This window comes from Vibrio cincinnatiensis (assembly GCF_022113815.1).
Classification (GTDB): domain Bacteria; phylum Pseudomonadota; class Gammaproteobacteria; order Enterobacterales; family Vibrionaceae; genus Vibrio; species Vibrio cincinnatiensis_A.
Genome location: NZ_SGOM01000001.1, coordinates 127,978 through 140,757, shown reverse-complemented (window position 1 = coordinate 140,757; position 12,780 = coordinate 127,978). Strand labels below are relative to the sequence as shown.

Below are 12,780 nucleotides of genomic sequence, written 5' to 3'. Positions count from 1 at the left end.
CGACTCATGATAATAAATACTCTACTTGATCTCCCGGTACTCCGCGGTGCGGGCGACAAAAAACATTTAGGTAACCTACAAGGTGCCAGTTTGGCGCTCACCATTGCTGAAGTCGCCCATCGCCATACAAGCCACACCTTACTGGCAGTGCCGGATCCACAAACAGCCTTAAAGCTTGTTCAAGAAATCGAACAGTTTAGCCAAGTACCTGTCGCTCTGTTTCCTGATTGGGAGACGCTCCCTTACGACAACTTTTCACCACATCAAGAAATCATTTCTGATCGTATCGCTCGACTGTATCAGTTGCCTTCACAGGAAAGTGGTATCACTGTTGTGCCTGTCAGCACCTTATTGCAACGCCAAAGTCCACGTGATTTTTTATTGCAACACACGCTAATGGTGACAAAAGGCGATCGCTACTCGTTAGACAATTTACGTATCCAGTTAGAAAATTCAGGTTATCGCCACGTTGATCAAGTGTTTGGACCCGGCGAATATGCCAGCCGAGGTTCGATTATCGACTTATTCCCAATGGGCAGCCATGATCCCTATCGAATCGATTTCTTTGATGATGAAATTGATACTATTCGTACCTTTGATCCAGAAAATCAGCGCTCAATTGAAGAAATTCAGCATATCCGACTTTTACCCGCTCATGAGTTTCCAAGCACAGAGGATGCGATAGAAGCTTTCCGTTCTCGCTGGCGGCAGCGGTTTGAAGCACGCCGAGAACCTGAATCTATCTATATGCAGGTGTCGAAAGGCACTTGGCCTGCCGGTATCGAGTACTGGCAACCTCTCTTTTTTGAACACACGGAAACGCTGTTTGACTATTTACCCGAAAACAGTCAACTCATTACCTTAGGGCATCTTGAAGCATCTGTTGATCAATTCTTAACTGACGTCGCTTATCGTTATGATCAACGCAATGTTGACCCTCTTCGGCCACTTCTTCCTCCAGAAGAGTTATGGCTAAAAAAAGAGACACTCTTTGCCAAGCTTAAACTCTTTCCTCAATTACAACTCTCAACCGAATCGATTGGTGAGAAAACCGGGCGCAGTAATCTCAAGGTTTCGCCATTACCCGATCTAGCCGTACAGCATCAGCACAAAGAGCCACTGACAGCGCTGCGCCAATTTAGTGAAAACTTTGCCGGAAAGATTATTTTTTCGGTGGAATCAGAAGGCCGAAGAGAGGCGCTACTGGAGCTGTTACAACGCATTAAGCTTCGCCCTCTCCCTTACCCATCTTTTACACAAGCTTGGCACAGTCAGGAAAAATTTTCCTTAGTACACGGCTTTGCCGAAAAAGGGGTTATCTTTGGTGGTCAAGAAGTTGCCTTAATTTGTGAAAGCGATCTACTCGGTGCAAGAGTGGTTCAGCGCCGCAAAAAAGATCGTAAACACGTCAATAGTGATGCTGTTATCCGCAACCTTGCGGAACTTAAACCCGGACAACCCGTTGTCCATATTGATCATGGCATTGGTCGCTACCTTGGGTTACAAACACTGGAAGCTGGGGGAATGACCACCGAATATGTGACATTAGAGTATCAAAACGAAGCCAAGCTTTATGTTCCCGTCTCTTCACTAAACTTGATCAGCCGCTACTCAGGAGGAGCAGAGGAATCGGCCCCATTACATAAGCTCGGTGGAGAAGCTTGGGTTAAAGCTCGGAAAAAAGCCGCTGAAAAAGTTCGTGATGTCGCCGCAGAATTATTGGATGTGTATGCTAAACGAGAGTTAAAACCAGGTTATCAATTTCATCTTGATCGTGAACAATACGCCACATTTAAAGCAACCTTCCCCTTTGAAGAAACAGACGATCAAAGTATGGCCATTAATGCTGTACTTTCTGATATGTGTCAACCTAAGGCAATGGACCGTTTGGTTTGTGGTGATGTCGGATTTGGCAAAACGGAAGTCGCCATGCGAGCGGCCTTCGTCTGTACCGACAATAGTAAACAAGTTGCGGTGTTAGTCCCTACCACACTCTTAGCGCAGCAACATTTTGAAAACTTCCGAGACCGCTTTGCAAACCTTCCTGTACGAGTTGAAGTTCTCTCACGTTTTAAATCGGCTAAAGAACAAAAAGCGATCATGCAGGATGTGGCCGATGGCAAAGTGGATATTGTGGTCGGCACCCATAAATTGCTTTCCAGCGAATTAAAGTTTGCTGACTTAGGTTTGTTGATTGTCGATGAAGAACATCGCTTTGGCGTTCGTCAAAAAGAAAAAGTCAAAGCCATGCGGGCAGATGTCGACATTCTCACACTGACCGCGACGCCCATTCCACGTACGCTCAACATGGCAATGAGTGGCATGCGAGATCTCTCAATTATTGCCACCCCCCCCGCTCGTCGTTTAGCCATTAAAACCTTTGTACGACAAAGCGAAGAGAGTGTGGTTCGGGAATCAGTATTACGGGAAATCATGCGTGGTGGTCAAGTTTACTTCTTACATAATCAAGTCGAAACCATCGATAAAGTGGCGGCAGATTTAGAGAAACTCATTCCTGAAGCGCGTATCACAGTGGCACATGGTCAAATGCGCGAGCGCGAGCTAGAACGCATCATGAATGATTTTTATCACCAGAAATATAACTTATTGGTGTGTACAACCATTATTGAGACAGGCATTGATGTTCCAACCGCGAACACCATTATTATCAACCGCGCCGATTCACTAGGCTTAGCTCAGTTACATCAATTACGTGGCCGGGTGGGTCGTTCTCATCACCAAGCGTATGCATATTTATTGACTCCACATCCTAAAGCGATGACGAAAGACGCCGTCAAACGATTGGAAGCCATTGCATCACTCGAAGATTTAGGTGCAGGCTTTACCTTAGCGACTCATGATTTAGAAATTCGTGGCGCAGGTGAGTTATTAGGTGATGAACAAAGTGGGCAAATTCAATCGGTTGGGTTCACGTTGTATATGGAGATGCTGGAACAGGCTGTGGAAGCATTAAAATCCGGCAAAGAACCATCGCTAGATGAGCTATTGCGTGAACAAACTGACGTTGAGCTGCGTATTCCCGCTTTACTACCCGATGACTATATTCCTGATATTAATACCCGCTTATCCATGTATAAGCAGATTGCCAGTGTCCTTCACCAAGACGAGCTGGCTGAGTTGAAAGTTGAGTTGATCGATCGATTTGGCAAACTCCCTGATGCAGCCTTAAATCTGTTGACGATTGCCGATCTCAAACTGACGGCCGCCGCCTTAAAAATTCGTAAAATCGAAGCGCATGATAAGGGCGGCTATATCGAGTTCTATCCAAATGCTGACATTAACCCGATGTTTTTGGTTAAACTATTGCAAGCTCAGCCCAAACTATTTGCAATGGACGGTCCGACCAAGTTTAAATTTACTCGTACCTTGGTCGATAGAAGAGAAAGAATTCAATTTATTGCAGACATGCTCAATGAATTCCAGCAAAATCTACTACCCAGCGCCTAATGGCTGTGATTTCTGCTGATGAAATAGAACACGTGCCAACGAGCACATAATGACGGAGTCATAATGAAAAAACTGATCCCACTACTACTTTTGCTGGTTTCTATGCCCAGTTTGGCACAACGGCAATTTGATATTGAAGTGATCATCTTTCAGCGAGCGGTGAACCCAGAGCAGACCAGTGAGTCATGGCCGAATTCGCTTCCTGAAATTAATGTTACCCAAGCGGGCAGCTTTAATGATACACAATACCGTCATAGCAAAGGCGTAATGATGCTCCCTTATTCTAACTATAAACTAACGGAGCAAGTACAACGCTTGAGAAATCACGCGGGTTTCCAGGTGATGTTACATACCGCGTGGCGACAAGGTGACCAAGGTAAAGCTCGTGCGCCGATTTTCCATATTCAAGCGGGCAAAGATTACTCACAACAATTTAACCCAGATGGCCGTGAGCGAGAACAAGCCGAACACGCTGAAGCGCCCATTGATGGTGTCGTTGAGCAGACAATCAACCATCCGCTTTATGAATTAGATGGTACATTACAAATTTATGTTCAGCACTTTTTGTATGCCGAAGCTATGCTTGATCTGAAAAAACCAAGTGTACGTGAAGTCATTCTTCAAGATCAAAAACTTGACCTTGATTTAGAAGATGAACAAGACTCAACGGTCCAAGTCGGCCATCTTGCCGCCATTTCGCCCACGGTGGAAACGGAATCTTTCCTTAAATCTTATCGATTAGACCAAAAGCGTCGTATGCGTAGTGGTGAAACCCATTATTTGGATCACCCACTACTGGGGATCATTATCCAAGTTCGAAAAGTGAAGTAATTGACTAACGCCCCTGAGGGGCGTTTTATTATTATCCATTAGGCTAACCATGCACTGTGAATTTCTTATCAACACTCAACATTTACATTTACGCCTAATGACTCTTGATGATGCGCCCGCCTTATCGGCCTTAATTAGCCATTCCCCTTCACTCCATCAATGGATCGATTGGTGCCACCCAACCTTTACTCAGGAAGACGCTAATCGCTTTATTTTAGCGACCCGTCTCAACTGGGTAAAAGCGCAGGCTTATGGGTTTGCTATTATTCAAAAATCCACCCAACAATTAGTGGGTATGGTGGCGATTAATGAATTTTATCCCACCTTTAATATGGCAAGCCTAGGTTATTGGATTGGTGATGCTTTTCAGCAACAAGGGATTGCACTAGAAGCCTTAAATGCCATCACGGAATGGTGTTTTAGCCAATTACAGTTAACCCGCCTTAGAAATCGTCTGCGACCCTGAAAATATCCCGAGCCAACACTTAGCCAAAGCGTGTGGCGCCAAGCCGGAGTACTTAGCGAGAAATCGATTTCTCTTCCATGGTGAGCCTAAAGTAGGAATGGTTTTTTCGCTCATACCGCAAGATATCAATTTGTAAGCGGCTAAGTCTATCGTAAATGAGAAGCGCCATAAGGCGCTTAGATTACCTTCTGCTTATAGCAATTGTTGCAGCTTGTACTCAATTAAGGGATTGTTAGGGACTATTTGCTGAGCAATTTCCAATAGCTGTACGGCATCTTCAGGGTTGTCTTGTTGATGCTTCACCGCAATATCCACTAATGGTTGAATATCAATGGTTGTCTGATGTTCCTTCACATGCTCTTTTTTTTCAGCAATAAGCACATTGTGAGCTTTACTCAGTAAACCCAGACGGTGAGAGGAATTGGCGTTCGCTTTGTTGAGGCGATGGTAATAGTCCTCTTTAAAGCGCAGGGTTTTAGTTTGATGCCGAAAGTGAGCAATATCGATATGCTGATGGCGAATAAAATCGATCGCTACCTGTTTATAAAAACCAAATTTATTAAGATAGGTGGCGTGAGTACCATGGCCCATACCAAAAACTCTTAGATGGGTCAGCTCAGGATAACGCTTCGCATGGCGTTGATCGATTTTATTGGTAGGGTCATAAATAATATAGCCTTTGGCGCTTCCCAAATCTAAGTCGTGGTAATCTCCTTCCCAATCAAACTGTTGAGCAATATCCGTGCTCGAACGAGTATCCCATGGTACTAACCTTTTGTTTTTGGTGCTCACTGGATAAAATAGCAGTACTTGATGTAATTTCAGCAAATTAGCAAAAGCGCCAACAGCAAAACCGCCTCGGCTCAGTCCGTACCCCAAACGACATTCAAAAGGCGTCAGCAAGGTTGATAGTTGCTCTAGGAAGAAAATTAAGTTACGGCTACGAAACCAGTTACTTTTACCTAAGTGCTGAAAGGCAATAATATTCACGTTCTGCTTTTGGGCAAGACGATAACCCCAAGGTGAAAAATCTGAATGTAAGTCTTGTTCCTGTAAGTTGGTGCCCGCGGGTGAGAAGGTGAATAGCAGGGGTTTATTGAGATCCACAAATTCATATTTAACGAAAATATCGTCAAGCAAATCCTCACCAGACATCGGTAACTTGGCCTGTTGATCATCTTTGGAAAGAGACAACCATTCATCCAACCAATACAGTAACTTCATTTATCCTCCATCTAAATTGCATTAAGCAATGGTATTAAAAATCTCGTTTTTCGTGTGCCGTATCCCAAATGGGACGCTATCCATCCTCTTTTAAAAACCAGTGCTTGGCTTGCTCGTGAAAATCAGCAATATCTATCTTTTGATGATGGATAAATTGTTCAGCCACTTGGTTATAAAAATCTAACTTATTAAAATCGTGGGAATATAGACCATGTCCCATCCCAACCACCTGAAAATGGGTCAACTCTGGGTAACGTTTGGCATGAAGTCTATCGATATCATCGGTAGGGTCATAAACAATATAACCTTGGGCATGACCAAGATCCTTATCATGATAATTCCCTTCCCAATCAAACTGTTGAGCAATATCGGTACTGGGTCGATCATCCCACGGCACCAGCATTTTATTTTTAGTGCTGACGGGGTAAAACAGCAGAACATGATCAAGCTGAAGCAAGTGGGCAAATGCGCTAATAGCAAAACCTCCTCGGCTCCAGCCATAACCCAAACGGCACTTGAAAGGAGACAACAACATCGATAATGGTTCAAGGAAAGCGATCAAAGAAGGGCTGCGAAACCAATTGGTTACCCCAAGATGTTGAAAGGCAATAATATTGATGTTTTGTTGTTGCGCGAAGTGATAGCCCCAAGGGGCAAAATGCGGATGTAAATCCTGCTCCTGCACATTGGTACCAGAAGGGGAGAAAGTAAACAATAATGGTTTAGTGACATCCACCAATTCATACCGAACAAACACATCGTCAATGAGGCTATGTCCAGATAATGGTAGACGGACTTGCTGCTCTGGTTGCGGGAGAGAACCCCATTCATTCAACCAGTACAGTAACTTCATTTCTCTTCCCCAGCTCCACGACATAAGCCGCAAACTTTACCAAAAATCGACTAGGGATGATATTTGAAATCAAAAATAATAGCCGATCTCAGTGTAAACGTAGTACGTCACGAGGTTGAAAACATATCAAATTGAAAAACGATGGTTGTCACCATCGTTTTTCTCTATTCATAGGAAAGGCAGAACACATACACTAACTTGTATACAACTGCCCTCCTAGCTTTACCAATCTCACGCTTATTAGTGCAGTTTGAGGTTGGGTCTCAGCACTCGGTTAATCCGCCCTACCAGCATCATGAGGCCCGTTTTTATCATGCCATGTAAAGCCATTTGGTGCATACGGTACAGCGAAATATACACCATACGAGCAATACGTCCTTCAACCATCATTGAGCCTTTGGTTAAATTCCCCATCAGGCTTCCAACCGTAGAAAATCGGCTTAATGAAACCAATGAACCATGATCTTTATAGAGGTAAGGTTTAAGCTCACGACCATTTAATTTAGCAACAATATTCTTGAAGGCTAAACTGGCCATTTGGTGCGCAGCTTGTGCTCTTGGTGGTACAAAAGAGCCATCGGCTTGTGTGCATTGCGCTAAGTCACCAATCACAAAAATGTTGTCATCTCGTGTGGTTTGTAGTGTCTCTTTAACCACTAATTGATTAATTCGGTTAGTTTCTAAGCCCGCAATGTCTTTCATAAAATCCGGAGCTTTAATCCCGGCGGCCCACACCATAATCGTGGCGGTAATTTTTTCACCGTCTTTGGTGGTTAAACCGTCTTTTTCTGCCTGTGTAACCATCGTTGAGGTTCGAACATTTACGCCAAGTTTTGTCAATTCACTATGGGCTGCCGCTGAAATTCTTGGTGGTAAGGCGGGTAAAATGCGCTCCCCAGCTTCTACAAGGTTGACATTAAGTTTGCTTGAATCGAGATCGCCAAATCCGTAAGTACGCAATTCTTTCACGGCATTATGCAATTCAGCAGAGAGTTCAACGCCAGTGGCTCCTGCACCAACAATCGCAATATCGACGGTACCTTGACCATTTTTGGCATGCAGTTTTAGAAATTCATTATTCATTTCTGTGCGGAAACGGTGGGCTTGTTCAGGGCTGTCTAAGAAAATGCAATGCTCACGAACTCCCGGAGTATTAAAATCATTGGAGGTAGAACCAATTGCTAACACCAGTAGATCATAGTTTAGCTCACGCTTAGGCATCAGCAGTTCACCCTGTTCATCGGTCAACTCACTCAAAACTATTTTTTTGCTGTCGCGATCGATTGCTTCCAAACAACCGAGTTGAAAATCAAAGCTATGATTTTTTGCATGCGCTCGATAACTTAAAGCATCAACACCTTCATCGAGTGATCCGGTTGCGACTTCATGCAGCAAAGGTTTCCATAAATGGCTGGAGTTTCTATCCACTAAAGTAATGCTAGCGCGATTTTTACGCCCCAAAGTTCGCCCCAGTTTCGTTGCTAGCTCAAGCCCACCAGCTCCGCCACCGACTACAATAATACGTGTCACTATTGTCATCCTCAAAAGTATCAATAATCAGGTTCAGCATGATGAATCATACTGATAAAATTCTTTTTAAATCAGTGTTATAGGTTTGTAGAAGTCAGCGTGTTCATCAACGAGTATTATTCTTTTTGGTTATTGACCCGTTTTGGTACACCAAATCTGCAAGGCAGTATCAACCTTAATTTCTTGGTAAGTTATTTTCTTACCTACCACCCGTTTTTTGATGTCCATCAAGTTTTTTATTTTTGATTCATTATATAGAGCAAACACTAGGGTGCAAGCCAAGATTATCTTATTTCTTACCTCACAATTCAGCGAGTTTGATCTGTTTGATTAAGGATTCAACGATACAAAGATAAGAAGGTATGAATGAAGTGGAGATGATTCAGGATGAAAAACAAACAGCAGCTTCAGAGCTGAAGCTGCTGTTTATTTTAAGCTTCTTTAAAGACTTTAATGGACTGTAAATGTTGCGATATTTTCTTAAATTTATGCGGCTGTTTATCATCCCAGATTATTTGATAATAATCTTGTAACTCTTGAGCTGCCTTTTGATTATCCAGTAACTCATCATGACGAGAAAGAAAAACCAAACATCGTCCTTTATTCTTCATTCGATACTGTTCGACGCATTTTGTCGCAATATCTTCATACTCTTCCGGCCGATCAATTTTTCCAGACATGTTGTTTTCTGGATGTAAATTAGGATTAAACATAACTTGCTTAATCCCACATAAAAAGCCAATTCGTTCTGCCCAATAGCCGCCCAGCCCAACGCCACAAATGACTGGATGTGGATCATTGGATAGTTCAATCGCTTTATGAACTTCTTTTAGTAAGTGCTGCATATCATGTTTCGGATGTTGGGTGCTGTAGCTGATAAAACGAACATCATCATCGATAAACTGTAACTGAAGCACTTTTTCGTGATTCCCAGGACTTGTTGAATCAAATCCATGCAAATAAATAATCATACTACCCCCGCTTGCTGGAGATTTTAATTTACACATGAAAGGCATGGTTTTAAAGCGTTAAATGCCTTCTCTCCCTCATTTATGATAACGTGTGCTCAGCAATTAATTGATCTTTAAAACGTAGTGCTTGTTGATAGTACTCTTCGCCCCCCCACAGCTGATAAGCTAATAAATACCAAAGCATCGCCATCATTCTGACTTTTGGCTGCCATGCTTTCACACCTTCAACCCAAGTATCTACCTGTTGAATATTTCTCAACTGACAATAACGAAAAACGGTGTCCAATAATTTCTCCCCTGCTACATCAATGCTAAGAGCAAGATCTAAGCGAGGGTCGGCAATACTGGCGTACTCCCAGTCAATAGCACGAAGCCCAGTTTCTGTTTTGATGAGGTTATAACCCGCTAAGTCGAAATGACAAAGTGTAAGTGGTAAAGGTTCACAATTTGGTAGCGTGCGCCATTGCTGGTATAACACTTCAAACAGCGAAGTTTTAAGCTCAGGTTTAAGCTGTAGCCAATAATGATCCACTCGTGCTGTATAGTTAAAAGGGGGGGCTGGAATTCGAGCACTATCTAGTTGATGGATTTGAACCAATAGTTTGATCAGGCTCTCCCATACATGTTCGTCAGCAAGCGACTTACCTGCTATCCATTCAACAAGTAAACCCTGATCATTAATGGTAATCGCTTTAGGACCAAGATGGCTTGACTCAATCGCTTTTAGAATTTGATATTCTTGAGCACGAGAAATAGATAATCCTTTCGTAATCGGCGTATTGGGACGCCAGACAAAAGCCAAATCCGCTGACAGGGTGATTTTCCAACATCGGTTGGTCAACCCTCCAGTCAGCGTTTGGGCATATTCAGGCGTTGAGGTAAAGAAGTGAGTTAACGACTGTAATGTTGGATCGAGTTGACAGGCTTCACGCCATGACATCCTTGCCATTTCTCACCTCTTTTACGAGTAATGAATAATGATTACCAACCCAAGAAACTTTTTGACTGTTGTTTACGAATTTCTGTTTCATCAGCCCATTCGATTAAACCCGTCTTTAAATCCATTAGGCGCATTGTCATTTTATAGTAGACATCTTTATCGTTACCGGCATTTTTTACGATGCTGGATAAATTGCCATACAGCATATATTGCGCCCCAACCATTTTACCAAATTGAATTGCTGTACTTTGATCAACCAACTCATCGTTGTTCTGGAAGTTCAGTTGTTCACGGACGGCATCAACACGATCCATATCAACGAAGCGGAACTTACCTGAATTCAACATTTTAGTACTGATGGTATCGGTAATCGATTCAGTATCGATGTGCTCACTAGTCTTGTTCTTAATTCGCTCGACAAAAACAATCGGACGAGCATCACGAGTAATCGCGGCCACTGAGCCTGACATCATCATGCTATCTACCATATCTGCCGCAATTTTTTGCAAATCAGTAGAACCAAAATCAACCGTTACAGTTTCCACTGCTTGGGCATCACCATAGCTAACACGGTTAGAACACCCACCGAGCAAAACGGCAAGTCCAAGGAGCGCTACAACACTTTTTTTCATTTTTTTTCCTCTACTCATCCTATCCACTAATTGTCAAGCTCACGAATTTGAACTCGAAACTGCTTACCTTGTGGATTAACGGATACTTCTGACAGTGATAACATTTCATCACCACGTAAAATAATTTGTCTCCAAGGCCCCGGCTGAATATTCACTTCCAGTCCATCTGCATCGTACCAATAGAAGCGGTACTGCAGATGTTGATCACCTCGATATTGGCTGGAAACACGAACAATACCACGCGTTTGTCCGTGAGTTTCTACAGTTGAAATATCATCAATTTGTACACGACCAGCAAGAACCTTATCCCCAAATAACACGCGCTGACTGGCACCATCAACACTCAACCCCGTCGTATGGCTTGCGCAACCACTGATCAACCATGCCGCGAGCAAACCAACCACTATTTTTTTCATCATAACCTTCCCAATTGTTTATGCCAGAGAGTGGCATTACTCCCCTGACGGGATAACCAAACTAAGGTTGTCCCCCCTTCTGGCACGGTAAATCGATAATGCTGAGTCCCCACCTGCAACACCTGCTCTCCAGAACCAACCACTTCACTGTGAGTCAGAACTCGGTCTGGTAAGGTTAACCAGCTTCGAGTATCAGGTTGCTCAGTTAACGTATTAAAAACATTAAAAATTAAGTTTCCAATCCCATCACTTTGCGTGCTTTCTTTACGAATTTGATCTTTCACCACCACTCGTAATGCTTGCCGAATCACCATCGTCGGAATACGCTCGGATAAATCATGCTGGGCCATTAAATGCACATCCGTCAATAAGTCGCCCATAAACATCGACTGATTGAGCTGTAACGGTGAAAATGTCTCTTGCTGACTCGACCCATAATAAGGCAAAGCTAAAGAATACAGCGCCGTATTTCCTCGGCTGTCAGATAAGGGTAAAGATAAACGCCAACCCTGCCGAGAGTCGACCACGCCTTGCTCTTCAATAATAATGACTCTTCCTTGCTGCGGTCTTAACGAGCTCGACACACCATAGCGTTCACTCAGTTGACGCAAATCTTCTCGCATCCCCAAGCGTTGAGCGACTCTTAGCGTCCCATCAATCACTGATTGGTTGTCTTCCGCGACGGCTAAAGCCCGTCGATAATCAACATAAGCACTGTTTAAATCGTTCGACGCCTCGTACAACAAGGCTGACAAATAGAGCAAATAACCATTCTGTACTGCTTGCAATGTGGTACCCGCATCAGGATATTGAGCCAACACTGCCCCTAAATTGGGTGAAACACCATTACTGCGCAACTCTTTTTGTGCACGTTCAAGTTCCGCCTGCCGGTTTTGTCTCGCTTGCTCTTGCACCAGATTAGCGCGGCGCATTTCAACAAGCGCCCCTTCTAATTGGTTTCTTTGAAGATAGTTCAATCCCAAATAAAGATGCAAGAATCCCAGCTCATAATCCGCAGGCGTATATTCACTTAAGTTGTCATTGATCGCGAGCGAACCAACACTGGTCGCCGTTGAGCTGACCGAAATGACGGCTTGATCTTGCTGCTGCGTAACTGCCGAATCAGATAATTCTAACGCCGTTTTACTCTGCTCATACTGTTGATCAAGAAAATAGACACGACCTTTTTCTAAATTATCAAGAATATCTCCCGCCACCTGATCGGGTACATGCTCAGCGGCACGTGAATAATCGCCGACCTTTACCGCTTGATGAAGATCATTATTTTGGGCACTGTAGTGACTAAAGAGATTGCCTGCACTGAACTGAGCACAGGCACTGAGCGATAAACTGGCGAGTAAGAGGAATATACGTCGTAAATAAAAGCTCACGCCATTCTCCGCCTCAAACAAGAGTCTAAACGATAAACATATGGCCCAACTATGCTGG

The 12,780-nt window shown here is 43.5% G+C and carries 10 protein-coding genes and 1 pseudogene; 3 read left to right on the top strand and 8 right to left on the bottom strand.

Going from position 1 to position 12,780, the window contains the following annotated elements:
- Positions 1 to 6: 6 nt before the first annotated feature.
- The 3 genes and pseudogenes from mfd to EXA13_RS00580 all read left to right on the top strand — a co-directional run bounded on the left by mfd (position 7) and on the right by EXA13_RS00580 (position 4,901).
- Positions 7 to 3,468, top strand: a complete 3,462-nt coding sequence (gene mfd, locus EXA13_RS00590) for a transcription-repair coupling factor (protein WP_238131391.1) — start codon at positions 7 to 9, stop codon at positions 3,466 to 3,468.
- A 63-nt stretch (positions 3,469 to 3,531) separates the two neighbouring features.
- Positions 3,532 to 4,299, top strand: a complete 768-nt coding sequence (locus tag EXA13_RS00585; RefSeq protein WP_238124543.1) for a peptidoglycan binding protein CsiV — start codon at positions 3,532 to 3,534, stop codon at positions 4,297 to 4,299.
- Positions 4,300 to 4,348: 49 nt separating this feature from the next.
- A pseudogene (locus EXA13_RS00580) lies at positions 4,349 to 4,901 on the top strand (GNAT family N-acetyltransferase).
- A gap of 56 nt (positions 4,902 to 4,957) precedes the next feature.
- Here EXA13_RS00580 and EXA13_RS00575 read toward each other — a convergent pair.
- The 8 genes from EXA13_RS00575 to EXA13_RS00540 form a co-directional block, all read right to left on the bottom strand.
- Positions 4,958 to 5,989: a cytosolic protein gene (locus tag EXA13_RS00575; RefSeq protein WP_238131390.1), complete on the bottom strand. Its 1,032-nt coding sequence runs from the start codon at positions 5,987 to 5,989 to the stop codon at positions 4,958 to 4,960.
- A 76-nt stretch (positions 5,990 to 6,065) separates the two neighbouring features.
- Positions 6,066 to 6,842: a cytosolic protein gene (locus EXA13_RS00570; protein ID WP_238131389.1), complete on the bottom strand. Its 777-nt coding sequence runs from the start codon at positions 6,840 to 6,842 to the stop codon at positions 6,066 to 6,068.
- 240 nt (positions 6,843 to 7,082) lie between these two features.
- Entirely contained in the window at positions 7,083 to 8,372 is a 1,290-nt protein-coding gene (locus EXA13_RS00565; protein ID WP_238131388.1) for an NAD(P)/FAD-dependent oxidoreductase, read from the bottom strand.
- A 431-nt stretch (positions 8,373 to 8,803) separates the two neighbouring features.
- The gene (gene ycfP, locus EXA13_RS00560; RefSeq protein WP_238124762.1) at positions 8,804 to 9,343 is read right to left on the bottom strand and encodes an alpha/beta hydrolase YcfP; all 540 of its coding nucleotides are present in this window, start codon (positions 9,341 to 9,343) and stop codon (positions 8,804 to 8,806) included.
- A 79-nt stretch (positions 9,344 to 9,422) separates the two neighbouring features.
- Entirely contained in the window at positions 9,423 to 10,292 is an 870-nt protein-coding gene (locus EXA13_RS00555; protein WP_238131387.1) for a phosphotransferase, read from the bottom strand.
- A 32-nt stretch (positions 10,293 to 10,324) separates the two neighbouring features.
- Complete coding sequence (gene lpoB, locus EXA13_RS00550; RefSeq protein WP_238131386.1) at positions 10,325 to 10,915, bottom strand: penicillin-binding protein activator LpoB; 591 nt, start codon at positions 10,913 to 10,915, stop codon at positions 10,325 to 10,327.
- Positions 10,916 to 10,941: 26 nt separating this feature from the next.
- Entirely contained in the window at positions 10,942 to 11,331 is a 390-nt protein-coding gene (locus EXA13_RS00545) for a YcfL family protein (protein WP_238131799.1), read from the bottom strand.
- Entirely contained in the window at positions 11,331 to 12,743 is a 1,413-nt protein-coding gene (locus tag EXA13_RS00540; RefSeq protein ID WP_269136820.1) for a COG3014 family protein, read from the bottom strand. The genes EXA13_RS00545 and EXA13_RS00540 overlap by 1 nt, the downstream gene beginning before the upstream one ends.
- Between the last annotated feature and the right edge of the window lie 37 nt (positions 12,744 to 12,780).